This is a genomic window from Nitrosospira sp. TNL200 (assembly GCF_055386305.1).
In genome coordinates this window covers 1620342-1645120 of sequence record NZ_AP041003.1, presented here as the reverse complement: position 1 = coordinate 1645120, position 24779 = coordinate 1620342, and the positions used below count along the sequence as shown (strand labels likewise).

Annotated in this window: 27 protein-coding genes; 12 read left to right on the top strand and 15 right to left on the bottom strand. The window is 57.7% G+C overall.

Features of this window, described 5'->3' with window-relative positions; all coding sequences use genetic code 11:
* Positions 1–31 precede the first annotated feature (31 nt).
* The 5 genes from fliJ to fliF all read right to left on the bottom strand — a co-directional run bounded on the left by fliJ (position 32) and on the right by fliF (position 5407).
* Complete coding sequence (fliJ, locus tag ACZ5CE_RS07315; RefSeq protein ID WP_464577342.1) at positions 32–478, bottom strand: flagellar export protein FliJ; 447 nt, start codon at positions 476–478, stop codon at positions 32–34.
* 63 nt (positions 479–541) lie between these two features.
* A complete protein-coding gene (gene fliI, locus ACZ5CE_RS07310; protein WP_464577340.1) occupies positions 542–1966 on the bottom strand; it encodes a flagellar protein export ATPase FliI in 1425 nt (474 codons plus the stop codon).
* Positions 1963–2640, bottom strand: a complete 678-nt coding sequence (locus tag ACZ5CE_RS07305; protein ID WP_464577338.1) for a flagellar assembly protein FliH — start codon at positions 2638–2640, stop codon at positions 1963–1965. The genes fliI and ACZ5CE_RS07305 overlap by 4 nt, the downstream gene beginning before the upstream one ends.
* A 69-nt stretch (positions 2641–2709) precedes the next feature.
* Positions 2710–3708, bottom strand: coding sequence for a flagellar motor switch protein FliG (gene fliG, locus ACZ5CE_RS07300; protein WP_464577336.1), 999 nt, complete (start codon positions 3706–3708; stop codon positions 2710–2712).
* On the bottom strand, positions 3701–5407 hold the full coding sequence (gene fliF, locus ACZ5CE_RS07295; protein WP_464577335.1) for a flagellar basal-body MS-ring/collar protein FliF: 1707 nt from the start codon (positions 5405–5407) through the stop codon (positions 3701–3703). The genes fliG and fliF overlap by 8 nt, the downstream gene beginning before the upstream one ends.
* Before the next feature lie 48 nt (positions 5408–5455).
* On the opposite strand from fliF, the gene ACZ5CE_RS07290 reads away from it, so the two are divergent.
* Together ACZ5CE_RS07290 and fliE are read left to right on the top strand one after the other, a co-directional pair.
* The gene (locus ACZ5CE_RS07290) at positions 5456–5632 is read left to right on the top strand and encodes a hypothetical protein (protein WP_464577333.1); all 177 of its coding nucleotides are present in this window, start codon (positions 5456–5458) and stop codon (positions 5630–5632) included.
* Positions 5633–5652: 20 nt separating this feature from the next.
* Positions 5653–6039 carry a flagellar hook-basal body complex protein FliE gene (fliE, locus tag ACZ5CE_RS07285; protein ID WP_464577331.1) on the top strand — a complete coding sequence of 129 codons (387 nt, stop codon included), beginning with the start codon at positions 5653–5655 and terminating at the stop codon, positions 6037–6039.
* A gap of 51 nt (positions 6040–6090) precedes the next feature.
* Here fliE and ACZ5CE_RS07280 read toward each other — a convergent pair whose 3' ends face one another.
* From ACZ5CE_RS07280 to ACZ5CE_RS07270, 3 genes are all read right to left on the bottom strand, one after another.
* Positions 6091–7221: a D-hexose-6-phosphate mutarotase gene (locus ACZ5CE_RS07280; protein ID WP_464577330.1), complete on the bottom strand. Its 1131-nt coding sequence runs from the start codon at positions 7219–7221 to the stop codon at positions 6091–6093.
* Between the two features lie 79 nt (positions 7222–7300).
* Entirely contained in the window at positions 7301–7846 is a 546-nt protein-coding gene (locus ACZ5CE_RS07275; RefSeq protein WP_464577328.1) for a DUF3293 domain-containing protein, read from the bottom strand.
* An 840-nt stretch (positions 7847–8686) separates the two neighbouring features.
* Positions 8687–8872: a hypothetical protein gene (locus ACZ5CE_RS07270; protein ID WP_464577327.1), complete on the bottom strand. Its 186-nt coding sequence runs from the start codon at positions 8870–8872 to the stop codon at positions 8687–8689.
* A gap of 559 nt (positions 8873–9431) precedes the next feature.
* Between ACZ5CE_RS07270 and ACZ5CE_RS07265 the strand changes: the two genes are divergently transcribed.
* Complete coding sequence (locus tag ACZ5CE_RS07265; RefSeq protein ID WP_464577326.1) at positions 9432–10274, top strand: L-type lectin-domain containing protein; 843 nt, start codon at positions 9432–9434, stop codon at positions 10272–10274.
* 209 nt (positions 10275–10483) lie between these two features.
* Here the strand turns inward: ACZ5CE_RS07265 and ACZ5CE_RS07260 are convergent, their stop codons facing one another.
* Positions 10484–11494, bottom strand: a complete 1011-nt coding sequence (locus tag ACZ5CE_RS07260; RefSeq protein WP_464577324.1) for a 2-hydroxyacid dehydrogenase — start codon at positions 11492–11494, stop codon at positions 10484–10486.
* Between the two features lie 223 nt (positions 11495–11717).
* Positions 11718–11987 (bottom strand): GDCCVxC domain-containing (seleno)protein, encoded by a 270-nt coding sequence (locus tag ACZ5CE_RS07255; protein ID WP_464577453.1) that lies wholly within the window; start codon positions 11985–11987, stop codon positions 11718–11720.
* Between the two features lie 234 nt (positions 11988–12221).
* Between ACZ5CE_RS07255 and ACZ5CE_RS07250 the strand changes: the two genes are divergently transcribed.
* Entirely contained in the window at positions 12222–13190 is a 969-nt protein-coding gene (locus tag ACZ5CE_RS07250; protein WP_464577322.1) for a M35 family metallo-endopeptidase, read from the top strand.
* A gap of 81 nt (positions 13191–13271) precedes the next feature.
* On the top strand, positions 13272–14018 hold the full coding sequence (locus ACZ5CE_RS07245; RefSeq protein WP_464577320.1) for a thiopurine S-methyltransferase: 747 nt from the start codon (positions 13272–13274) through the stop codon (positions 14016–14018).
* A 118-nt stretch (positions 14019–14136) separates the two neighbouring features.
* Here ACZ5CE_RS07245 and ACZ5CE_RS07240 read toward each other — a convergent pair whose 3' ends face one another.
* Positions 14137–14493 carry a hypothetical protein gene (locus ACZ5CE_RS07240; protein WP_464577319.1) on the bottom strand — a complete coding sequence of 119 codons (357 nt, stop codon included), beginning with the start codon at positions 14491–14493 and terminating at the stop codon, positions 14137–14139.
* Between the two features lie 212 nt (positions 14494–14705).
* A complete protein-coding gene (locus ACZ5CE_RS07235; RefSeq protein WP_464577317.1) occupies positions 14706–15083 on the bottom strand; it encodes a hypothetical protein in 378 nt (125 codons plus the stop codon).
* A gap of 354 nt (positions 15084–15437) precedes the next feature.
* Here ACZ5CE_RS07235 and ACZ5CE_RS07230 point away from each other — a divergent pair, with 354 nt between their 5' ends.
* From ACZ5CE_RS07230 to ACZ5CE_RS07200, 7 genes are all read left to right on the top strand, one after another.
* The gene (locus tag ACZ5CE_RS07230) at positions 15438–16235 is read left to right on the top strand and encodes a hypothetical protein (RefSeq protein WP_464577316.1); all 798 of its coding nucleotides are present in this window, start codon (positions 15438–15440) and stop codon (positions 16233–16235) included.
* Positions 16236–16337: 102 nt separating this feature from the next.
* Positions 16338–16703: an exosortase system-associated protein, TIGR04073 family gene (locus ACZ5CE_RS07225; RefSeq protein ID WP_464577315.1), complete on the top strand. Its 366-nt coding sequence runs from the start codon at positions 16338–16340 to the stop codon at positions 16701–16703.
* A 156-nt stretch (positions 16704–16859) separates the two neighbouring features.
* A complete protein-coding gene (hemP, locus tag ACZ5CE_RS07220; RefSeq protein ID WP_464577313.1) occupies positions 16860–17075 on the top strand; it encodes a hemin uptake protein HemP in 216 nt (71 codons plus the stop codon).
* A gap of 19 nt (positions 17076–17094) precedes the next feature.
* Positions 17095–17319: a bacterioferritin-associated ferredoxin gene (locus ACZ5CE_RS07215; protein WP_464577311.1), complete on the top strand. Its 225-nt coding sequence runs from the start codon at positions 17095–17097 to the stop codon at positions 17317–17319.
* Positions 17320–17329: 10 nt separating this feature from the next.
* Complete coding sequence (bfr, locus tag ACZ5CE_RS07210; RefSeq protein ID WP_464577309.1) at positions 17330–17794, top strand: bacterioferritin; 465 nt, start codon at positions 17330–17332, stop codon at positions 17792–17794.
* A gap of 67 nt (positions 17795–17861) precedes the next feature.
* Positions 17862–18113: a hypothetical protein gene (locus ACZ5CE_RS07205; RefSeq protein ID WP_464577307.1), complete on the top strand. Its 252-nt coding sequence runs from the start codon at positions 17862–17864 to the stop codon at positions 18111–18113.
* Positions 18110–19402, top strand: coding sequence for a TIGR03118 family protein (locus tag ACZ5CE_RS07200; RefSeq protein ID WP_464577305.1), 1293 nt, complete (start codon positions 18110–18112; stop codon positions 19400–19402). Before ACZ5CE_RS07205 ends, ACZ5CE_RS07200 begins: the two co-directional genes overlap by 4 nt.
* A gap of 132 nt (positions 19403–19534) precedes the next feature.
* Here ACZ5CE_RS07200 and ACZ5CE_RS07195 read toward each other — a convergent pair whose 3' ends face one another.
* From ACZ5CE_RS07195 to ACZ5CE_RS07185, 3 genes are all read right to left on the bottom strand, one after another.
* Positions 19535–19888, bottom strand: a complete 354-nt coding sequence (locus ACZ5CE_RS07195; RefSeq protein ID WP_464577304.1) for a copper-binding protein — start codon at positions 19886–19888, stop codon at positions 19535–19537.
* A 97-nt stretch (positions 19889–19985) separates the two neighbouring features.
* Complete coding sequence (locus tag ACZ5CE_RS07190; RefSeq protein ID WP_464577302.1) at positions 19986–23111, bottom strand: efflux RND transporter permease subunit; 3126 nt, start codon at positions 23109–23111, stop codon at positions 19986–19988.
* Entirely contained in the window at positions 23111–24736 is a 1626-nt protein-coding gene (locus ACZ5CE_RS07185; RefSeq protein ID WP_464577300.1) for an efflux RND transporter periplasmic adaptor subunit, read from the bottom strand. The genes ACZ5CE_RS07190 and ACZ5CE_RS07185 overlap by 1 nt, the downstream gene beginning before the upstream one ends.
* Positions 24737–24779 lie beyond the last annotated feature (43 nt).

Below are 24779 nucleotides of genomic sequence, written 5' to 3'. Positions count from 1 at the left end.
TGCATTCGAATGCTACAGCGAAACTCATGGCTCAGTGCATCACGCCGGAACGCACCAATGCGCTGGCGTGTTCATCCGTTTCCTTCTGCTCATGCCGCGCAGTGCGCTGCTCCTGCGCGCGTGCCTGGCGCTGTGCCAGCGTGCCGTATGATTTCAGCGTCCGCCTGGCGGATTGCCACGCAACCTCGCTTGCCTCCACGCGTTGCCGCACCAAGGCCACCATTTCACGCTGCTGAGCAATGGCGGCATCGAGCTTGTCCAGAAAATCCTGGTAGTTGCGACAGTCCGATGCGGTTATTCCCTGCTGCATCGAAGCCTGGAAGCGCGCAAGGTATTCGCTTCGATACTGGATAAGCACGCCGAGCTTCGCTTCCATGTCCAGGCCCTGCGCATTCACCGCGCCCAGGCGCCTGGCGGCCTCATCGGTCCGCAATTGCGCAAGTTCCATCAATGTATCCAGGGCAGAGTGTTTTGTCATTTTCGGTCAAGGCTCGGTTGGAAAGTATCAAAGGATGGGTGTCTGGTCTGGTTCGATTCAGCTTCAGCTGTTCTGCTGGGCGAGCAGCGCGCTCAGCCTGGCTGCGCTTTCCGCATGTTCGGCACGCTCGAATATCCCTTGCTGAAGGAATGCCTCCAGCCTGGGGTGCAGCAGGATGGCCTTATCCAGCAGCGGATCGCTCCCCTGCGCATAGGCGCCGACACTGATCAGGTCGCGTGAACGCTGGTAGCGTGAATAGAGTTGCTTGAAAACCCGCACCTGCTCGAAATATTCGGGCGAAATCAGGCTGGTCATGGCGCGGCTGATCGAGGCTTCGATGTCAATGGCGGGATAATGGCCGCTTTCGGCAAGCTGGCGCGACAGCACCACGTGCCCATCCAGAATGGCACGCGCGGAATCGGCAATCGGGTCCTGCTGGTCATCCCCTTCTGTCAGGACTGTGTAGAACGCGGTGATCGAGCCGCCTCCCCTGGCGCCGTTGCCGGTGCGCTCCACCAGTTGCGGCAATTTGGCGAACACCGACGGCGGATAGCCTTTGGTCGCCGGGGGTTCGCCGATCGCCAGGGCTATTTCGCGTTGCGCCATGGCGTAGCGGGTGAGCGAATCCATGATCAGCAGGACATTTTTTCCCTGATCGCGAAAATACTCCGCGATGGAGGTGGCATAGGAAGCGCCCTGCAACCGCATCAACGGCCAGGTATCCGCTGGCGCCGCCACGACTACCGAACGCGCCAGCCCCTCGGGACCCAGGCTTTGCTCGATGAATTCCTTGACCTCCCGCCCTCGTTCCCCGATCAATCCCACCACGATCACATCGGCGCTGGTATAGCGCGCCATCATTCCCAGCAGCACGCTTTTTCCCACCCCGGATCCGGCAAACAGGCCCATGCGCTGTCCTCGCCCCACGGTAAGCAGCGCGTTGATGGCGCGCACGCCCACGTCCAGTACCTGGCGGATGGGTTCCCGGTCGAGCGGGTTGACGGGTTTGTTGGCAAGCGGGGCTTCCCGCGCGGCCCTGAGCGGGCCAAGGCCGTCCAGGGGGCGTCCCGCGCCATCCACTACCCGCCCCAGCAGACCTTCCCCCACCGGGAAGTGCCGCACACGGTCGGATGCGCGGCGGCGGGGAAGTTCCGGGGCGCCAGGAGCCGGAAGTATCGACGCGCTCTCCCAGGGAATCACCTTGGCGCCAGGACTCAGCCCGAAGATATCATCGGTCGGCATCAGGTACAGCCGGTCCCCGTGAAAACCGACTACCTCTGCCTCCACCTGGTTGCCGTTGGGCATCAGCACAGTGCATCCGCTACCCACCGCGAGCCGCAGGCCCACCGCTTCCATCACCAGCCCGGCAACGCGGGTCAGGCTGCCCGAACGCTGGAAAGGTTCCGTGCCCGTCACGGCATTACCGCAGTTTTTGAGAAAACTGCCCCACTGTTCCAGGTGGGATGTCAAGGGGGCGGGCACGGTCATTTCAGCCACCCACTGTTCTGTCCCAGCGTCTGCGCGATGCGCTGCCAGCGGCTCTGGAGCGTGGCATCGACATGGCTGTTGCCCGTTCTGATCCGGCAGCCGCCACGCTCCAGTTGCGGATCAATGCTGATCACACAATCGTTGAGCTCCTGGTTCAAGTGCTCGCGCACCAGCGCGGCATCGTCAGGATGCAGGGAAATCTGGGGCGGCTGTCCGAACACCGACTCCTCCCGAATGATTTCACGCACTACCGCCAGCACGATCTCTGGCTTGACCCGCAACGCTTCGCGTACCATTTGCCGGGAAAGGTCCAGCGCGAGGGCAAGCAATTCGCTGGAAATGTTCTGGTCGGCCTGCGCCAGCGCCTGGCTGAACCCGCTTAGCAGCGCCTGCAGGCTGGCCGCCGCCTCCGCCGCACGCCCGCGGCCGATCTCATAGCCCGCTTCGTGTCCGGCCTTCATGCCTGTCTCATACCCTGCGGCATAACCCTCCTGCTGCGCCTCGCGGTTGATTCTTTCAATCTGCTCCACCGTGGGCAGAACAGCCGCCGGCGGCGGAGCGCTTTGCTGATCCGGCCGCGGTCCGGGCGGGGGAGAAAAGGGATCGTCCAGCGCGTCCATCTGCCAACGCTGATACGTGGCCAGTTTTTTTCGCGGGATAATATTATTGATCATGATGGCTGTTCAACCTTTGTTACTTCGATAACGATATCGACGCGCATCGGCCTGCACGGAAGATGCTCATCAAATGTAGGTCTCCTCGCCCTTGCCACGGAAGATGATGGTGCCTTCCTCAGACAGGCGCCGCACGACCTGCAGTATGTGCTTCTGCTGCGCCTCCACAGCGCTTACCCTGACCGGCCCCATCACTTCCAGATCCTCGCGCAATATTTCCGCGGCCCGGCTCGACATATTCCTGTATATTTTTTCACGCAGATCCTCGGGCGCTCCCTTCAATGCAACAGCGAGCGTTTCGCTTGGAACTTCGCGCAACACCAGCTGGATTCCCCTGTCGTCGATATCAAGCAGGTTTTCGAATACCACCATCTGGTCCATTATCTTCTGCGCCAGTTCCGGATCGTGCTCGCGCAGGTTGTCGAGCACCGAAGTTTCAGCGGCACTACCCATGAAATTGATGATCTGGGCAGCCGTGCGGATGCCTCCGACCGGGCTTTTGTTCAGGCTTTCGCTACCCGACAGCAGATCGGTGAGCACGTCGTTGAGTTCCCGCAGCGCCGAAGGCTGTATCCCTTCCAGCGTTGCGATGCGCAGCAGCACATCGTTGCGCATCTGCTCGGGAAATTCTCCCAGGATTTCGCTTGCTTGGTCGCGATCCAGGTGCACCAGGATGGTGGCGATGATTTGCGGATGCTCCGCCCGGATGAGCTCGGCGACGGAGGGCGAATCCACCCATTTGAGACCCTCTATGCCGCTGGTGTCGCTGCCTTCGAGAATGCGGCTGATGATGTCAGTGGATTTCTCTTCCCCCAGCGTGCGATGAAGAACCGCGCGCGCATAATTCTCGGGATCCATGATCATCGTGCCAAGCTTATCCGAGGCCCGCATGCAGAAATCGGTGATGACGCTGTCCACCTGGTCCCTGCTGACGTTCTTGAGTTTCGCCATGGCGGTGCCCACCTTTTGCACCTCGCGCGGGCTGAGATGCTTGAGAACTTCCACCGCCTCATCTTCCCCCAGTGACAGGAGCAGGATGGCGCTTTTCTGTATGCCTTCTTCATTCATGGCTGGTTACCCATTGTTTGACCACGCCCGCCACGACTTTCGGATCATCTTTCGCCAGTTGGCGCGCCAGCATCAGGTTCTGTTCATTTCGGGAAAGCTGGGTCTGCCTGAATTCGTCCGTCAGTGAAACGGCTTCGTCCTCCTTCTCTCTCTCTTCCGCCAGCGCCGGCACCGGCTGGTCTGCCGGCTGGCTCATGCGCCGCAGCGCGGGGCGAAGTACGCCCAGGACCAGGTACAGGATGAGCGATCCGATCAGCAGAAGCTTTCCGCCCTGCATGGCAAGATCGATGATTTCAGGTTGCTTCCACAGCGGCAGTTCCGGCACCTCTTCCCGCTCCGGGTCGGTGAATGGGCTGTTGGCTACGCTCAGCGTATCTCCGCGCTCCTTGTTGAATCCCATGGCATCCTTCACCAGATCGGTGATCTGCGCTTTCTCCGTTTCATTCAGGGGCTGGGTGGTCACGTCCCCTTTTTCATCCGTGACGCGGCGGTAGTTGACGACCACGGCAGCCGACAGGCGCTTGATTCCCCCCACGGGCTTGCGCACGTGCTGGATCGTTTTATCCACCTCGTAGTTGGTCGTTGCATCCTTGCGCGAATTGACAGGCGCGGGGGTGCCCTGCCCGCCTGCGGGGGCGGTGCCGGCCGCGCCGGACTGGGGGCCGTTGGCGGGCGTGGCAGCCGCGGTGGTGATCGGTGCGGTTGCGGGACTCGGAGGCTGATTGGAAAGCGCGCCGGGCACGCCGCCATCAACCTGTCCCGCCACGGTCGTCGATTCGGAAGTCTGCCGGCTACGCAGGGTGGAGTTGGCCGGATCCTGATTGGGCTTGTAGAGTTCCGCCATTTGCTCAGTGTGAGCAAAATCCACGTCCGCCGTCACCTGCGCCCGCACGTTTTCCAGCCCCACTATGGGAATCAGGATCGCCTCGATGCGCTTCACGTAACTTTGCTCCAGGTCGTGCAGGTATTTCAGCTGATTCGGGTCGAGACCGGTGGATGGATTCGACTCATCCAGCTTGCTCAGGAGGGCGCCGTTCTGATCCACGACAGTGACATTTTTGATCGGCAAGTTCGGGACGCTGCTGGAAACCAGATGCATGACGGCGTTCACCTGCTGCGGATCGAGGGCGCGCCCCGGATAAAGATTCACCAGTACGGAGGCACTCGGTTTCTGTTGCTCGCGCATGAACACCGATTGCTTTGCCATGGCGAGGTGAACCCGCGCGCTGCTGACGGCAGCCAGGGACTGGACCGAGCGGGCCAGCTCGCCTTCCAGCGCGCGCTGGAAATTGACTTGTTCGAGAAACTGGCTCGTCCCGAATTTCTGGTTTTCCATCAGTTCGAACCCCACCAGTCCACCCTTGGGCAGCCCCTGCGAAGCCAGCTTGAGACGGGCATCATGCACCTCGCTGGCCGGAACCAGGATGGCGCCCCCGCCTTCCACAAACTTGTAGGGAACGTTCATTTGCTGCAGCGAAGCAATGATCGCACCGCCATCGCGGTCGGAAACATTGCTGAACAGCACTTTGTAGTCCGGGGTCCGGCTCCACATCCAGCCGCCTCCGAGCAAGGCGATAATGGCGGAAATAGCCAGCATCAATCCCAGTTTTTGCTGGCTGGACAGCCTGCCCAGCATGCCCAGCGGGCTGCTCGCAACTTGTGAAGCGCTTATCGCTACCGCTTCCGCCCCTACCGCCATGACGTTCTCCCCTTCGAAATTGACTGGATATGAATCAGAAATAAATCAATGCTGAATTCCATGCTCGGCTATTGCGATATCGCTGCGCTCGTGAATGACTGCATTATCAATATTCACGGGGATATCAAAGCAGGGAAAAGAAGCGGGTTTGCGGTGCTTTTCATTGCAAGGAACAGCCGCGGGCACTGCTATTGTGCCGCCATGCAACAACCAGCAATAGCGTGAACGACAGCGGAGGCCGCATCATGGATGTATCGAAGATGGATTCAATGCTTGCGCAGTTGAAAGCGGGAGCCGCGCTGGCAGCAGGCAGGCCTGCCCCGCTTTCCGCTTCCAGGATAGCTTCAGCAGGAGTGAATGAAGCGCAGGGAGAATCTCAGGGAGGGATAAGAGGGGCCGGGGGCGTCGGCGTGGATTTCACCAGCGTTCTGAAAAAATCGCTGGACCAGGTCAATCATACCCAGCAGCACGCTACCAGGCTTGCACGGGATTTCGAGATAGGCGCACCGGGCGCGAACCTGACCGATGCCATGATTTCCTTGCAGAAGGCGAACATTTCCCTGCAATACACCCTGCAGGTGCGCAACAAGATGGTCGCCGCATATCAGGACATCATGAACATGCCGGTATGAGGTCTCCGTCATTCCAGACGCCGCACCAGCGGAGATTTGTTCAGCGCTTCCCTAACCTTCGGCGTGAAGCGCTTTCAATTCGTCCGGCAGATCGCGCTCTATCCGGTAGGTGGCCGTCAGCCGCGCTTCCCCATCGGGAGGGATTTGCGCCACGTCCGTATCCGCGTTGGTTGTTTCGACGCATACGAAGCGCTGGTAATCGTCGTCCTCGAGATCGCCCATTTCCGCAGAAATCTTCTCCCAGGGATTCCACACGACAGCGGTGTGACTACCTCTGGAAGCAATGCATATCCTGCGATCCAGGGCAGCATCATCGATGACAAGTTCACTGCTCCCGTTACGGTAGATGCGATCCACTTCCCTGTTTATAGTGATCGGCCCGGTCTGCAGCTTGCGCGCGCCCTTGTCGGTCTTGTCGATATATTCGGTATTTTCCAGCCCCAGGACAGCTATCCGGCTGATATGCCCTACCTTGAAATAGGTATGAAGCGCCTGAGTGATCGAAAAAGGCTGGCCGCCAGCGTTGCGCGTGATCAATTCCAGGCGCAGCGACTTCCCCACCGTGATTTCCAGTTGCAGCATAAATGCGTTCGGCCAAATATCCCGCGTTTCCGCGCTATCGGCCAGCCCCAGTGTCACCTTGCTCTCCTCATTGGAAATTGCTTCAGTGTGCATCACTTCCCAGAACCGAATGCGCACAAATCCATGCGCCGGCCGGCCCTTCCCTTCCGGATCCGGACCAAACCAGGGCCAGCAAACAGGACTTCCCCCCTTGATGCTTTTGCCGGGAGCATAGTAGGCCAACTGGCTGAGGAACATCAGGTTGTGCTGCTCATTGGCTGGTTGAAACGCTAATACCTGCCCGCCATAGACCGAGATGACGGCGCTGGCACTGTCATTGCTGACCTTGATGAAAGGAAAGCCGGCGGGACCTTCGACAACCTTGATCTGGTCGTCGATGCGATGGTCGATATTCAATTGTTCGATATCCATGATTCTGCCTGGCGCCTCCAAGTCGCCTTCTTCCTTATGCGGCGGCATCTGCCGCGGATGCCGCCCGCCGGGTTGATCGGGTGATCGGGATATTCCTGTTTTAAAGCGGAAATGGAACTCGACGCCGTGAATGAATGTGCAAGTGAAGCCAGCCCCGGCAGCCACCCGTGCGGCGTGCGGGAACCGCATTGCGCGGCGTAATCCAATGCGATGATAGCACGCAAAAATTCCATTGAGGAAAGGCAGTGGAGAAGATTTTGGCAGAGGATCAACGAAGCAGGATGAGCCGAGGAATGGCGTCTTCGTCCGCCCATACCAGGGCATTCTGCCTGAATTCCCTGCCCAGCCGGATCGCTGTTTCCAGATCCAGCCCCAGCACAAGAAAACTCTTTTCTCCCGGCCATGTGCCGATGGAATCGCTGCTCTCCCCATCGATGATCTCTTCCAGCCGGGCACAATAGTGCATCAGCCTGTCCCGCAGCCGGGCACAAGCCGCAAGGTTCTCCTCATGGCCATGCGGCATGCTCAAGGGATTGCATGCCGTGATGAATGCCGCGCACCGATGGCCGGAAGCAGCGAAAAGCTGCGATAGCGCTGCGGAATACTCATCCACATGCAGGACGAATGCGCTATCGAACGCGTTATCCGGGCTTGCGGCCACTGTTCCTCCTCCCGTCGCCGCCGATGGCGCCGCTGGCATGACCCAGTAGCCAGCGGAACGGTAGGCACTGATGAGCCTCGTGGGAATGGCGGATCGCGCAGGTTGCGTAGGCCGGATTAGTGGAGCGTAATCCGACAACGGCAATTCATTCATATGGGCGCTTCACTTTTTCCGGATTCATTACATTACATATGCGGGTTCATACTATGGCGGCAAGTTTTGTGGTTTTGTAGGTCGGATTGGTAATACGTAATCTGGCAATCACAATAGCCCATCACTTCGGCTGCCGCATGCTGCAACGCCCGGGGCCAGGTCAACCCACCGAACCCGGCGTCCAGGATGACGATGCCCGAAGACTACAGGTTGCGGGAAAGACCGATGCGATGGACAAGTCCTGGCATGTGTGGTTGCGATTTGCGAACCCCGCGCGCGCCCTGCTCTGCCTTTGGCAAGAGAACTGGAGTTAGGCGATTTGTCCCTGAAGCATTGTGCAAATGCGGATTCCGCACGCCAAGGCGATGCCCGGGGCGGTTTCCGAGGGACTGCGTAACGAAAGAAACCGGCCCATTACATGGAGCCTGAATCCGGCAGTTGACCATTCATTTCCGATTTAGGGAAGCGCTGAATAAATCTCCGCTGGCGCGGCGGTAGCTTTGCGGGATGGGATGCGCGAAAAGCGACGACGCGAATGGTTGATCCCCTTCACTAGGAGCCTGACAAGGCAGACCGCTCGCAAAACCCCGCCCCATACGGGTTGCGGTAAAATCGGACGAGACCGCGCAGGGCGGAGCAGTTTCTTCCAGAGGAAAATGCGACCCCGTAGCGGGCTGCTGGCGCCCCATGTATACTTTGGCGCGCTCTCATCCCGATTTTACCAGCAACGCGCTCAGCGAGGATTTATTCAGTGCTTCCTTAGAGCTATGATGCACAAAAACTAGCCGCGGCATCTTGACATAAGTTCGAGTCCACTACAGGGCGGATTTGTATTGAATGTCAGGATTTCTTCGAATCCTTGCCCGAGTCGGATTTCCTGCCTCCGCCCGACAGTTTGTTCTCGGTCGCCCACGCACGGCGCTCCGCCTCTTTCTCGGGAACGCCTTTCTTCTCGTATCCTTCCTCGATATGTTGCGCCTGGCGCTTCTGCTTATCCGTATAAGATGATTTATCTCCTCGCGGCATGGCATTCCTCCTTTAGGAATGGGTGGACCAAACACCCGGTCTGCCAAGTGGATTCAGCCGGCTGCCCGGCTGCATAAGCCCCCTACGTGCGGAACCTTCGTCTTTAAAAATGCTGGTGCCAGTTTTCCACTGCCGCCACCTTCATTCCGTTCGCTGGCGCACATTACATTCTGTGCAATGGAATTCCCCGGCTGGCTCGCGGCGATATAGTTAAACCAACTACATAACATCGGTTAATAACTAACTGATATTACGTATTTTATATAAAGCAATGTGCCCTGCTTCTTCAGCCATGCTCAAGTATGAACCAGACCGCTGCGCGCTGGCGAATATGGCTGTCGAGGTATTTGACGAAAAATGCCCCATTATGCTCAGTCGATCCGCCAATTATCCATTTAATGGAGCTTAACTATATGTATTGGCGCATGATTCTTACCAGTATTCCCTTTGGCACAAAAAATGCTTGATAGCTCGTGGAGTATTACTGCAGCAAAGAGCCTTGGCTCCAATTGGGGTCAAAGTTAACAAAAACATTAACAAAAACAAGAGGGAAATGAATATGCGTCATTCGATTAAGAAACTGTTGCCTCTCCTGATTGGTATGAGCCTGAGCGCAGGAACACACGCCACCACGATCAGCTTTTCCGACTTTTCCAGCACCAGCGGACTCACATTGAACGGTAACGCGGCGCAGGTGGGCAACGTACTGCGCGTTACGCCAGCCAATTTCGGCCAGGCGGGCAGTGTTTTCTCCACCAACCCTATCTCGCTTGCATCGAATGCATCGTTCAGCACGGCATTCCAGTTCCGGTTCACCAATCCTGGCGGCGCCTGCGACGGCCAGGGCTGCGGAGCCGATGGACTCGTCTTCATCGTCCAGACCAACTCCAACAATGTTGGGGGCGCGGGAGGAGGCATTGGCTATGATGGCGTTCCCAACAGCGTCGGCATCGAGTTCGATACCTGGAACAACGGCAGTATCGACGGCAACAGCAGCAATCACGTCGGCATCGACGTGGGCGGGAGCGTGAATTCCCTCGCACGCGCGGAAGTCACGGTGGACGACATGAATAACGGCGCAGTCTGGTACTCGTGGATCGATTACAATGGCGCGACGAACCTGCTGGAAGTCCGCCTGGCGGAAGTGGATGTCCGGCCATCTGCAGCAATTCTTTCCCTGACCCGCGATATTGCCGCCGATCTTGGGACCACCAACGCATTCGTTGGCTTCTCTTCGGGAACAGGTGCCGCATTTGCAAATCACGATATCCTTTCGTGGACCTTCGTGGATACGTTTGCTCCCATCGACGGGGGAAATGCAGTACCGGAACCCGCATCGCTTGCCCTTCTGGGCATCGGTCTCGCCGGCCTGGGTGTCAGCCGCCGCCGGCGCGCCGCGTAGCCACTCCCGGCAGCATCCGCGATCGGCAAGCCCCGCGCCAGCGGGGCTTCGACGCCTGGTTCGCGGTCGCCAAAAATACTCCCGCTCAGTCGTCTCGCAGCCGGGGTTTCCCCGTTTCTTTCATGAGTTTATCAAAGCCGGAAAACAATCTCGCGTGGGGAATTCCATCTCCAGGCATTCCCTAAAATGGAAAAAATCGGGAAGGATGACTAGCCTCCACGTACCAATTCAACAGTCACCTCGTTCTGGCACAATCCCTCGCGCTCGAACAAACTGACATTCTGCAACGTGGTTCGCGCGATGCTGGCAAGCGCTTCAGCAGTAAAGAATCCCTGATGGCCGGTGATCACAACATTGGGAAATGTCAGCAGGCGCTCGAATACGTCATCCTGCCGCACCTGGTCGGATAAATCGCGGAAGAACAAGTCGCCTTCCTGCTCATAGACATCCAGACCAAGGTAGTCGATCCTGGATGCTTTCAGTCCCTCTATCACCGCGCGGGTATCGATGACCGCGCCGCGGCTCGTGTTGATCAGCATTACGCCGCGCTTCATGCGCGCAATCGCCGCGGCGTCGATCAGATGATGCGTTTGCGGATTGAGCGGGCAATGCAGGGTTATGATATCGCTGCCGGCATAGAGTTGTTCCAGCGGCACATACTCGACGCCCAGACTGATGCAATCGACGCTTGGCTGGGGATCGTGGGCCATCAGGCGGCAGCCGAAACCATGCAGTATCTGCGCCACCGCGCTGCCAATATGTCCGGTGCCGATGATGCCGGCAGTTTTTCCGCGCAATTCGAAGCCAAGCAACCCCTGCAGCGCGAAATTGCCGTTGCGCACCCGGTTGTAAGCCTGATGCAGATGGCGGTTGAGCGCCAGCATCAGGGCGACTGTATGTTCCGCCACGGAATACGGCGAATAGGCGGGTACGCGTACCACGCGGAGCCCAAACCTGCCCGCCGCTGAAATATCGACATTATTGAATCCCGCGCAGCGCAGCGCGATCAGGCGCGTGCCCTGCCCCGCCAGTGCTTCCAGTACCGGGGCATCCAGTGTGTCATTGACGAACGCGCACACTGCGGGAAATCCCGCCACCATTTGCCGCGTCTCCTGGCAGAGGTGCGAATCGAAGAACGCCAGTTCATGTCCGGAGTCGCGGTTGGCATCCGACAGAAACTGGCGGTCGTAGGACTGGGCGCTGCACACGGCGACTTTCATTCAGGCTCCTTTCCTGCTTTCCCCTGCATTGTCCGGCGAACAAAAAAACAGCGCCGTCCTGCGGCAAACAGAACGATTGTCATGATTGTCATATCTGCGAAAAATCAGCATGCCTGCGAAAGCAGGTATCCAATTATATATACGCAGGCCCAAAGTGGCGAAATTGCGCAAATTGCGCTACCGCCTTGTTCTCGCATCGCCTGTCATCCATCGGACACGAGCTTCAACCCAAATTGCGGACGGCGTTCCCGCCAGTGGCATTCCCTTCGCAGCAGGCGGATCGCGCCTGGACCGGAGGACATTTGACCGAACCATAGGAACAAAAAACACAGCAATCGCCGAAGCGGGGACGCAACAGCGCCTTGCAGCCGCTGCACTCATAATAGTACTGGCATGCGTTCGTCGGCATCAGTTCTTTCTTCGCGCACCCGCAGCGAGGACATGTCAGTACGGATTCCAGGATGGGGACATTCGGATGATGGCCTTGAGACATGATGCGCCACGGAGTTTTCAAGGACATGATACCGATGAACGGCAGCCGTGTATTCATTGGTTTGAATCGCATCGATATTTTCCTGTAGTCCTGTAGTCCCATGTTTTGCCGACGATCCGGGGCCTTCACTATCCTGAATTGCTTAAATCCACAAGCCTCCCCATCTCGGCTATCATGAGTAAGGGATGGACAAGTTCATCAATGAAACGATTTGCTGCAAACGGAGGAAGAGAGATGAGGATTTTCGTTCAAAGGCAGGCCGCGCCTCAACCACCCCTTCCCTCCTCCTTTTTCCGTCCTTCTCCCGCGGCGGCAAGCCCTCGCGAACCACGCGATCTCATTCTGCGCCTGCAGCGCACGATGGGCAACCAGGCGGTGCGGCGCATGTTGGGCTCGCATGCCGGATCGCCTCGCGGCAAACCGTCGGGCAGCATGAACATCACAGCGAGGCCTGGCCGGCAAGTTGTGGCCAGCGATCTGGCACAACTGGCTGAGCGAGCAGGCATTCAAGGCAGTTTTTTGGCGAAATCGCCCGCCACGGTCATGCGCCAACCTTCCGATCCCGCTAAAAAAGGCGGCGAGCCCAAGCCGGAAAGCAAACCGGTGGATCGTGAAAAGATGATCAAGGCGCTGTGCGTGAATGAACCCATAGACGATGCGCACGCACGCTGCCAGTTCACCAGCGAGCAGTTGAGCGTGGCCAGAATCATCAGGGAGCACGCCCTGCGCAGGTGCACACGGGCAATTTCCGCCATCAACATGCCCGGCAATGAAGACCGGGTGAAGCAGCTCGCCCGGGATTATTTCAACCTGAATGTCAAGCTGAGTGACAAAACAAAAAAGACATTCATCCGCAGCATCCAGGCGGTCGCAGACAAGCTGAGCCAGTCGCCCATCGAATGCGGCAACTGCCAGGACAAGCACTGCAATGATAATGCCATTGCGCACGTGGACGAAGCGCGGACATTCCTGGTCTTATGCCCCCTGTTCTTCAACAGCGACATGACCAAGCTCGCCACGGCTCCGCGCGTGCTGATACACGAAGCCGGGCATCTGGCAAACCTGGATCAGAACACCAGCCTCAACGAGGAATTCTATTGCTTCCAGGTGGCAACCAAGGATGAAAAATGCCCGCTGGTTGATGCCATCCATAACGTGGACGCCTGGTCTCACTTCATCAACGAGCTGTCGTTCACCATTTGATAAAATTCCCTGAAAAGAATGGGGACAATCCGGTATTGCCGTTATCGGCGGTGGCGACGCCGTGACGCGGGTGAAAATTGAATGAAGGAAGATTATTGGCTGGATCGCTGGAAGCGGGGCGAGACCGCGTTTCACCAGGACGAGATCAACCCGTATTTACGCCAATACTGGCCTGAACTCGGCCTTGCGCCGGGGAGCACGGTTTTCGTGCCGTTGTGCGGCAAAAGCCGGGACATGCTGTGGCTGCGAGCGCAGGGCCACCCTGTTTTGGGCATAGAACTGAGCAGCGTGGCGGCTGAGGCATTTTTCGAGGAAAACGGCCTCGCGCCGAAGCGTATTCGCAGCGAAAAATTCGACTGTTACGAAGCGGATGGCATCCGCATCCTGTGCGGCGATTTTTTCGACCTGGACAAAGCGGAACTCGCGAGCGTCCACGCCATTTATGATCGGGGAGCGCTGATCGCCCTGCCGCCCGAAACGCGCAAACGCTACGCGGCGCATCTGCTTGGCATCCTGCCCGCTCTGCCCGTGCAGCCCGCGCCACCCGCCGTGCTCACTGCCTCCGCGGTATCTTCCTCCATTCAAATGCTACTGATAACACTCGATTATCCTGCCGGGGAAATGGAAGGGCCGCCATTCGCGGTTTCCCCGGAAGAAGTGGAAGCGCTCTACAAGAACAAGAAAAGCAATGCGCGCGCGGATATCCGCCTGCTTCTGCACGAGGACGTGCTGGAAGAAAACCCGCGCTTCCAGGAACGCGGCTTGCGCCGGCTGGCGGAAAATATTTTCCTGCTGAGATTCGAGGCTGGCGGCAGGCCCGGACCATGACTCGTTGATGGCCTGACGGGATGGAGTCTATGAAATTGCGGAAATGTATGTTTCAAAACGAACGGTCACCCTCTCCGATCCAATCCCCAAAACGGACATCCGTTTCGCGTTGGCGTCACTACTCGCTCGCATCCTCCGCGAGCCGGCGGTGAAACTTCGCCATATTGCTGTTTGCCTCCGCGCCTTCCTCGTATACCCGCACCATGGCTTCGGTATGTTCCTGCAGGTCTTCCGTGCGGCGGCCATAATAGTAGCCGTGCTGCGTGTATTCATTCATCATGTTCCTCTCCACCTTCGCCTTTGCCCGCATTCTTTTCGCCGCGTTCTCGTAGTACTGGGCCAGGGCGCTGTGGTCGGCCCTGGTCCTGGCGTCGCGGATTGCACTGCTCATGTCCGTGGATTGAGGATCGGTATGCGCGCAGGAAACAAGCAGGCCAAGAGCGAACAAGGTTGCGATAAGGCGTTTCGATTTCATTATCAATCTCCAGGGACAGGCAACAGGATAACTTCATGACTGATTTCGACAATGCCGCCACGGTAAAATATAGTGAAATATAGTCGGCACTCCAAACCTTATTTCACCTTATGTGAATAACTATATATCAAATGTGGTCTTTGTATTGAGTTATAGTTTGAAAAAAGAAGATCTTCGGAGTATGGCGGGTGATGAACCAATCGATTGCCAAGCTATCCCGATATATTGGCCAGCGGCAGGAATGTCTTTTCACATAGGTAGCATTTGATGCCGATAGAAATCATTTCCTCCTCATGCGATCCGGCGATGGAGCGAAACCTGGTCCTTCCCATTTCGATTGCGGAAAGCCAGGCCAGCAGTGATTTTCCATTCCACTGACCGATCCGTGAGGTATTTTCATATCGTGGAATAGTAAAAAGGAAGGCTACCAACTGATTCCCATAACTCCAGCCGCTTTTTCCACCGACAGATAAACACGTCCGACGCGCTCCTAGCCGTTTCCCAGCTTTTTCCTTGTCCTCGGTTCCATAAACAAGGCCAATCACAAAATACCTTGTTCCAGGTATGGAATAACGTATAATAAGAATCATTCTTATTATCGTTAACAATAAGTTCACAAAAATATAACAAAAAATTAACAATATTCCGGGATGTCATTTATTCTGCAAGGGATGCGGAAAAGTTTTTCCTCCTCGCAATTAAAATCCGGCGTAAATATCCGTTGCCGCTTGGTTTCCCCTGCATTAGCGGCATTTCAGCCAGCCGATCCCCATCCGGGCAAGCCAGCCAATTTTTATCTGACTTGTCATGGGAGCAAGGGTTGTGACACCGGTTAAAAGAAGAAGAGCGCTATATGTGCCGGATTTCCTTTCCTTTCCCTGTTCGTTTCGTAGCGGAAAGCCGCGCGGTGGAGATGGAAAGAAATGAAATCCAGCAGGCTTTACATGATTTACATGATCCTGGCCGCGTTGCCCGTCATGCTGTTTTCCTCCCTCGCGAAAGCGGTCGACCCTTTTGAGTTCCAGATTTACGGATATGCCACCCAGGGGAAAGGCAATTTCAGCCCGCAGCTTCTGAATAGTTTCGTTGCCTATGGGCGCAAGGAAGGAGAAGGCGGCACTTCCCCAACCTTTGCCAGCCAGAGCATGATGCGCACCGCCATTGAATTGGAGTATGGCCTCACCAACAAAATAGATGTGGCGTACTACATCAATTTTGCGCGTCCGGCCGAGGGAGATGTGCAATACGCCGGTTCCAAGCTTCGGTTTCGCGGACGAATTGCGGAGCAAGGCGTCTTGCCGGTGGACCTGGGGTGGTATTTCGAGGTTGAGCAGTGGACGCCGAAAATCAATGACGATACGCTTGAACTGGAATTCAAGCCAACGCTGCAAAAGGATTTCGGACCTTTCATCGTTATTGCCAACTTTCCATTCGAAAAAGTGATTCGAGGCGAAAGCGCGAAAGAGCAATTGTTCGAGGTTGGCTACCTTACTGAGTTGAGTTATCAGAAAAACAAGCGGTTGCGCTATGGCATTCAGTTCATCGGCGGCCCGGGCGGAGTCAGGAATATCGACCCCTTGGGCGAGCAGCAGCATTATGTGATGCCTGTGGTCCATTTTGTCGCCCCCGGTGAAGTTCGAAGCACTGTCGGCATCGGCTTTGGCCAAACCCATGGTTCGGATCGAATAATTCTCAAGGCCAATTTTTCCTTTGGTGGAGGAAGAGGATACATATGGGATTGAAATCTCCTGCGCGTGGGGTAATTCCGGTGGAAGAAAAGCGTAGGAAGTTTCATCCTAATAGGACACTGGCCCTGCTTTAATCGATTCAATTTGGAGGCAATCATGAAAAACCTGGGAATGGGACTGTGGATACTGGCCGTGTCATGCCTTCTGCTGCCGAATACGGCCATGGCGGACAATTATGTAGAAAAAGCGGGTGAAAAATTGGCGGACGGCGCTGCCAATGCCGCCGGAGCGCTCCTGGAAATCCCGAAAAACATAAAAATAGCGAGTCATGAGAAAGGACCTCTCTATGGCATGACGGCCGGAGTGGTAGCGGGAGTCCTGCATACGATCGGGCGCACGGTGTATGGAGTCGTGGACATGGCGACCTTTATGATTCCCACCAGTTCCATGGTTGATCCGGTGTATGCCTGGACGGATTTTGACAGAATGACCACTTATAGGTCGGCCGTGCAAATGCGCTAGCGCCGGCGGCGCACCTCCTCACGACGGACATTTGCTGCGGCAGCCGGCATGCGTACGAGATGGCAATGCCACGGCGATTTATTCTTGCATTTCGCCCCAACTCAAATATAATTACGAATCATTATCATTCATTATCGCAAAGAGGCTCTATCTATCATGAATTCAATAGCGGATTCAATAATGGAAGCATCGAGCAGAAGTCTTGAAGCGGACGGCGATCAATCGCAGCACAAATTCGTGATGCTCAACCGGATAAGATCAATCAATAGCGATGCTCTTTTTTCGGATGGGGATCAGGTCTTTATTCAGCACCGCGGCGAGCAATATCTCTTGCGCCGGACCCGCAACGGCAAGCTGATCCTGACTAAATGAAGACTCCGGGGCGTTAATCGTGTATATTTGCATATGCAGAGGTGTCACCGATACCGCGATCCGCGCCGCTGTCCACAGCGGCGCGGATCGGATGCGGGATTTGAAAGCCCACCTTGGCGTGAGCGAGCAATGCGGGATATGCGCCTGCCATGCCAAGGAGGTGCTGGAACAGACGCTGATGCAAAAAGCCGTGGCGCAACGCCATCTCATACAAACCCACTCGTTGATTCGAGATTCCGCCTGAGGAGGCAAACATGAAAAGCAACGCAGATATCATACAGTGGCTGAACCGCCAGCTGCAGCACGAGTTGACGGCTATCAACCAATATTTTCTTCACGCCCGGATGTACGAAAACTGGGGGTTCGATGACCTGGGCAAGCGCGAGTATGAAGAATCCATAGAGGAAATGAAGCATGCCGATTCATTGATCAAGCGCATTCTGTTTCTTGAAGGGCTGCCTAACCTCCAGGACCTCGGCAAGCTCATGATTGGCGAAAAGGCGGAAGAATGCGTCGCATGCGACCTCAGGCTGGAGATGGCTTCGAGGGAAACGCTGCTTGCAGGCATCGCGGCCTGCGAAACCGTGAAGGATTACGTGTCCCGCGAACTTCTGAAGGAAATCCTGGAAGATACCGAAAAGCATATCGACTGGCTGGAAACCCAGCTCGATGTCATGCCGAAGGTCGGTCTCCAGAACTGGCTGCAAAGCCAGATGTAACTTATCCCGCGGGGCTTTTCCGCCCCGCAGCTAAACGCCCGCCAGCCCACCCGGCAAGCCAGCCTGTTTGAAACAGAATTTGTCGGGGATGGGCTATTTGCGCCTGGCAATCGCGCCAGGATATCGTGCGCCGTTTGCTTCGGCCCGCATGCTTCGGCCTTTTGGTCGCCAGGCGGCAAGTTCCCGTTTCCTCCCCGGCAATCCCCCTGCCCGTTTTTCTCATTTCGCGCATTGCCATGCGGACAATGAAAAAACGGGCAATGCAGGCAATGTTCTGGAATTGTTTTACAACAAAACGACGGAGGAGGAAACCATATGAATCTGATCACCAACACCAAGGGGTCAGCCCCGCTACGGGGCTGCATGCTTGCGTTTGCGCTTTCGGTTACACCTGCGCTCCATGCAGCCGGGTACACGCAAACCAATCTTGTAGCGAGCACCGACGCCTACGGCGCCGGCATCGTCGACCCGAGCCTCATCAATGCCTGGGGAATCGCGATTCGTCCCGCAGGCCTGGGCGGCCATTTCTGGGTGGAAAGCAATGGCGGGGGAACCAGCAACCAGTATATCGGGGACGTCGGAGGCACGCCGTTGTATTCGGACGATCTCAGGCTGGTGACTGTCCCCGGCTCCCCAGCGGGGCCAGCCATATCCGCCGGCACGCCTACCGGCGTGGTGTTCAACCCCGGTAACGACTTTGTGATCACCCAAGGCTCCATTACCGCTCCGGCAAAATTCCTGTTTGTCACGGATACCGGCACTATTTCAGCCTGGACAGAACGCAGGAATCCGGATGGCAGCTTCGATCGCCCTGCCTTTGCCAAGCTCATGATCGACCGGTCTTCCGCTGGCGCACACTACTTTGGCATTGCATTGGGTCCTGGCGATGACCGCATCCATGTTGCGAATTTTGGCGCCAACGCTGGCATCCAGAGCTTCGACGGCAACTTTGCCGAGGTCAGCAGGCCGGGTGCGTTCGTGAATCCTTTTTCCGCATCGGCCAATGTCCAGCCCGGCGACTATGCGCCCTTCAACATCCAGGCGCTGACCGGTCCGGAAGGGACCAGCCTGCTCGTGCCCTATGCCAAGACCCAGGAGGATCCCTCGGCGCCGGGACATATTCTTGGTGGTGAAGAAGCCAGCGGTCCAGGGCTGGGCCGGCTCGCGCAATTCGACGCATCCGGTGCGCTCATGCATACCTGGGATGATCGCGGCCTGCTGAATGCGCCGTGGGGCGTCGCCTTCGCCCCTGATGATTTCGGGATATATAGCGGAAAGCTGCTGGTAGGCAATTTTGGTGACGGCACCATCGTCGCTTTCGATCCTGCGACTCACCGGGCAATCGACTACCTGCGCGATGACCAGGGCAATATCATATCGATTGATGGATTGTGGGGGTTGCAGTTCGGCAACGGCGCCAGCCTGGGCATGTCCAATGCGCTCTATTTCGCGGCCGGGCCACAAGGCGAGACCGAGGGTCTCTTCGGGAGGCTCCAGGCAGCACCCGTTCCCGAACCGGAAAGCTGGGCGCTTTACGTCGCCGGACTAGCGCTGCTTGGCTCGATCGCGCGCCGCCGTTCGGAGCATCTGTCGAGCTATCCGTCATAGCAGATACGGCTGAGCCGCAAGGTGGCTACGGTGAACATCAGCGGAAGCGGGATCTGAACGGGATACAGCCGCCCATATGGCATGGGTGGCAAAAGGACTGACAGACGTTCAACAGCATCGATACCGTGAATATCATTTCACGCTGGTTACCACATAGTCCGAACCCTGCTGTATAAATTCGGCTTCCACCTTTTGGCCTGCCGGCAACTTATCGAGCAATGCCTTGTCCTCGACTGAAAATTTCATCGTCATGGCAGGCCAGTTCAGGGTTTTCACCGGTTCATGCGCAAGCGTTACCTTGCCGTTGACCCTGTCCACGGCTTTAACGACAGCCTTCATCCGATGAGTCGCCGCCCTGTAATCATGAGTCTGAGGCTTATCGTCCATGCCTTTCATGTCTCTGCCCTTCAAGTTCTCGGACAGCGCCAGGGCAAGGGTTGAGGCGGACAAAGCAAGAGCCAAGACGAGCGTTCGGGTATATTTCATTGCGTTTCTCCTTAGAGCAAAAAAGGGATAAATCGCCCATTGCGGCCGCAGATATCCAAGCAGCGCGGATAGCGCATAGCCCTATTGATCAGCCGCCTTATGGCCCTGTGCGCGTGCGAAGGTTCCACTCCTTGACCAGCGCATAAATGGCGGGAATCACGATCAATGTCAGTATAGTGGACGACACCATGCCGCCAATCATGGGCGCGGCAATGCGCCGCATCACTTCGGAGCCCGTGCCGCTGCCCCACATGATCGGCAGCAGCCCTGCCATGATCGCCACCACGGTCATCATTTTTGGCCGTACGCGCTCGACGGCGCCCTCCATCACTGCAGCATACAGGTCGGGCACTGTCGGCTTGCTGCCCGCGGCCGCGTGTTTTCTCCCGACCGCCTCCCAGGCGTGATCGAGATAGATCAGCATAACAACGCCCGTCTCGGCGGCGACGCCGGCGAGCGCAATGAAGCCCACGATTACCGCGACGCTGAGGTTGTAGCCAAGCAGCCAGAGCAGCCAGATTCCGCCCACCAGGGAAAACGGCACCGAAAGCATGACGATGAGGGTTTCGGTAAATCGCCTGAAATTGAGGTAAAGAAGCAGGAAAATGATCGTCAGGGTGAGAGGCACGATCACCTTCAGCTTCTGCTTGGCCCGCTCCATGTATTCGAACTGGCCGCTCCACGTGGCATAGTATCCGGGCGGGAATTTCACTTGTTCCGTCACCGCTTTTTGTGCCTCGGCGACATAGCCTCCGATGTCGCGGTTGCGGATATCGACAAAGATGTATGCCGACAACAGCGCATTCTCGGTGCGTATGGCGGGAGGGGCCCTGACCGTTTTGACGCTGGCTACCTGCCCTAGCGGGATCATGGCATCGTTCATGACCGGTATCAGGACCTGGCTGGCGATGGCCAGCGGATCCTGGCGCAGTTCGCGTGGATAGCGCAGGGTGACGGCGAAGCGCTCGCGGCCTTCCACGGTGGTCGTCAGCGTCTCGCCGCCCAGCGCCAGGGAGACCGCTTCCAGCAGGTCGCCCACTGCCAGGCCATAGCGCGCCAGCGCCAGCCGATCGGGTTCGATGTCGAGATAGTAGCCGCTGGTAAGGCGTTCCGCGTAGGCGCTGGTGGTGCCCGGCACCGTTTTTACGACAGCCTCGATATGCCTGGCGAGTTCCTCGATTTCCTCCAGGTCCTTGCCAAATACCTTGATGCCAATCGGCGTTCGGATGCCCGTGGCAAGCATGTCTATCCTGTTCTTGATCGGCATGGTCCAGGCATTGCTGACCCCGGGTATTTGCAGCGCCTGGTCCAGCTCGGCTATCAGCTTATCGACAGTCATGCCCAGCCGCCATTCACTTTCAGGCTTGAGGTTAATCACCGTCTCGGCCATTTCCAGCGGCGCGGGATCGGTTGCGGTATTGGCACGCCCCGCCTTTCCGAATACCGATTCGACCTCGGGAAACGTCTTGATGATCTTGTCCTGGGTCTGCAGCAGTTCGGCGGATTTGGTAACCGACAATGCCGGCAAGGTGATGGGCATATACAGCAGGCTCCCCTCGTTCAGTGTTGGCATGAACTCGCTGCCCAGTTTCGTTGCCGGAAGTATCGAAACGGCAAGCGTAATCGCAGCAAGCGCGATGGTGAGCTTCTTCCATCGCATCACCCAGGCGATGATGGGACGGTAAATCCATATCAGGAAGCGATTGACCGGATTTCTTTGCTCGGGCAGGATCCTGCCGCGGATAAACAGGAACATCAGCACCGGCACCAGCGTGATCGATAGCAGCGCCGCGCCCGCCATCGCGAACGTCTTGGTATAGGCCAGCGGTGCGAACATTCGCCCCTCCTGCGCTTCCAGCGTGAATACCGGCAGGAACGAAACGGTAATGATGAGCAGGCTGAAAAACAGGGCGGGGCCCACCTCGCGGCAGGCATCGATCACGATTTGCAGGCGGGATGCATCCGGCGGCGCCCGCTCCAGGTGTTTGTGGGCATTCTCGATCATCACGATGGCGGCATCCACCATGGCGCCGATGGCAATGGCGATGCCGCCCAGGCTCATGATGTTGGAATTGAGCCCCAGCATGTGCATGGCGATCATCGCGATGAGCACGCCGATGGGCAGCATGATGATAGCCACCAGCGCACTCCTCGCATGCATGAGAAACACCATGCAGACGGCAGCCACGATGAGGCTTTCTTCGACCAGGACCCGTTTCAGGTTATCGATTGCCCGGTAGATCAGGTCGGAACGATCGTAGACGGTCTGCAGCCATACTCCCTCCGGCAAACCGCTGGATATTTCTTCAATCCTCCTTTTCACGTTGTCGATGACGGTCAGTGCGTTCTGCCCGTAGCGCGCCACGGCAATGCCGGAAACCACCTCGCCCTCGCCATTCAGCTCCGCCATCCCGCGCCGTTCGTCCGGAGCCAATTCGACCCGGGCCACGTCGCGGATCAGCACCGGCGTGCCTTTTTCCGCCTTGAGAACGAGATTTTCAATGTCGGCTATGCCATGCAGGTAGCCGCGCCCGCGCACCACATATTCTGTTTCGGCCATTTCGAGCACGCGTCCCCCCACATCGCGATTGCTGGCACGGATCACGGCGGCGACCCGGTCGAGGGGAATACCATAAGCCCGCAACTTGCGTGGCTCGACCGTGACCTGGTAAGTCTGGACGAATCCGCCCACGCTCGCCACTTCGGCCACGCCGTGCGCCTTGGTAAGCTGGTAGCGCACGAACCAGTCCTGGATGGTGCGCAGTTCCGCAAGCGTATGCCGGGCTGCCAGGACGGCATACTGGTACACCCAGCCAACCCCCGTTGCGTCCGGCCCCAGGGTCGGCGTGACGCCTCGCGGCATGCGCCCCGCCGCGAAATTGAGGTATTCGAGCACCCGGCTTCGCGCCCAGTAGATATCGGTATCGTCCTCGAAGATGATGTAGATGAAGGAGGCGCCAAATACCGAAAGGCCGCGCACCACTTTGGATTTCGGCACTGCCAGCATGGCCGTGCTCAGGGGATAGGTGACCTGGTCTTCAACGACCTGCGGCGCCTGCCCCGGGTATTCAGTATAGATGATGACCTGCGCATCCGAGAGATCGGGAATCGCGTCCAATGGCGTGCGGAGCGTTGAGTAGATGCCGAGGCCGACAATGAAGGCTGTGCCCAGCAACACCAGGAATATATTGCGGGCAGACCATTCGATGATCCGGCCGAGCATCAACGTTCTCCCCAACTGCCGCCTGCGGGGCCGGCGGGGAGGCTGCCGGCAGCCGGCTGGATGCGGACAATGACATACTCTCCGGCCGGTTCCTCGACCAGGTCGAAATCGATCTTCTGCCCCGGCTTCAAGGCGCGCAGCAACGCCGGGTCCCTGACGCGGAAATCCATGGTCATCGGCGGCCAATCGAGGCTGGCAATCGGCCCGTGGCGGATCGTAGCCGTCGAGCGCGCCCAATCCACCGCCTCGATGCTTCCCTCGCCACGATGGCCCTGCGCCACGGCCGTCCCGGATGGGTGGTGGTCATCATGCGCAGCCTCATCGGTCCCCGGACGGGAAGCATCGCGAGTGAAGCCGTCGAGTGCCGCCTTGAGGTTGCTCTCGGCATCGATCAGGAAGTTTGCGCTGACCACCACCGCTTCTCCCGCCGCGAGTCCGCCCAGCACTTCAACGTAGCCATCGCCGTGCATGCCGAGCATGACCTCGCGCGGCTCGTACCGCCCTTCGCCCCGTTCCACCAGCACCAGGCGCCGCGTGCCTGTATCCAGCACCGCCGAGTCAGGCACCGCCAGCAGCTTCCGTTTGCCCTGCATGCCCTGTGGCGAAGCCAGTTCGACTCTTCCGTACATATCCGGCTTGAGCAGGCCCTCCTTGTTGGAGAGTTCGATCCGCACCTTTGCAGTCCGCGTATCCGGCGTCACCGTGGGATAGATGAACGTCACCGTTCCGCTGAACACCTTGCCCGGATAGGCAACCATTCTGATAGTGGCGCCCTGCCCCCGATCAACCAGGCCCAGATCCTGTTCGAATACTTCGGCCAGCATCCACACGCTGGACAGGTCCGCGATCTGGTACAGCATGTCTCCCGGCATGAAGCGCCTGCCTTCGATAGCAGGTTTCTCCAGTACGACGCCGCTGGCCCCGGAACGCAGGGTGACATAATGCCTGACCTGACCTTCCTGCTGCAGCGCCAGCAGGTCTGCCTCCGAGATATCCCAATTGCGCAGCCTGTTCAAGGTGCTTTCGGCCAGCCGCTGCATTGCCGCTCCACCCTCCGGACTGCCTTCCGCTGCGGCATACTGCATCCCTTTCCTTCCGATGAGATATTCGTGCTGCGCCGTGATCAGTTCCGGGCTGTATACGTCCATCAAGGCCTCGCCCTTTCTTACCGCCTGCCCGGTGGCGTTGACGTAGAGCTTATGGATCCAGCCCTCGAACTTGGGCGCCACGGTGTACAGCCGGCGCTCGTCCGGCTGAACGGTTGCCATTGCCCGCACTGTGCGGGTGAGTTCACGCGGCGCGACCACTTCCGTTCTCACCCCGAGCTTTTGTATTTTTTCATGGCTGATCTTCACCACCGAGGCGCCGGACGAGGACTCTTCGCCTTCATGGACGGGGATGTAGTCCATGCCCATCGAATCTTTCTTCGGCACCGGCGAGGTGTCGCGATGTCCCATCGGATTGCGGTAATAGAGGATTTTGCCCCTGCCGCCCCTGCCTTCCGGCGCCGCTTCCGGCGGATTCGCCGCCGGTACCGCCGTCCTGGCGCTGCCCCACCAGTATCCGGCGGCCAGCGCGCCCGATATCAGAGCGATAACAATAATTAATCGGGCGATCGGTTTCATGGGTTTCATAGGTTTGATTTGATCGGTTTCATCAGCTTCATCC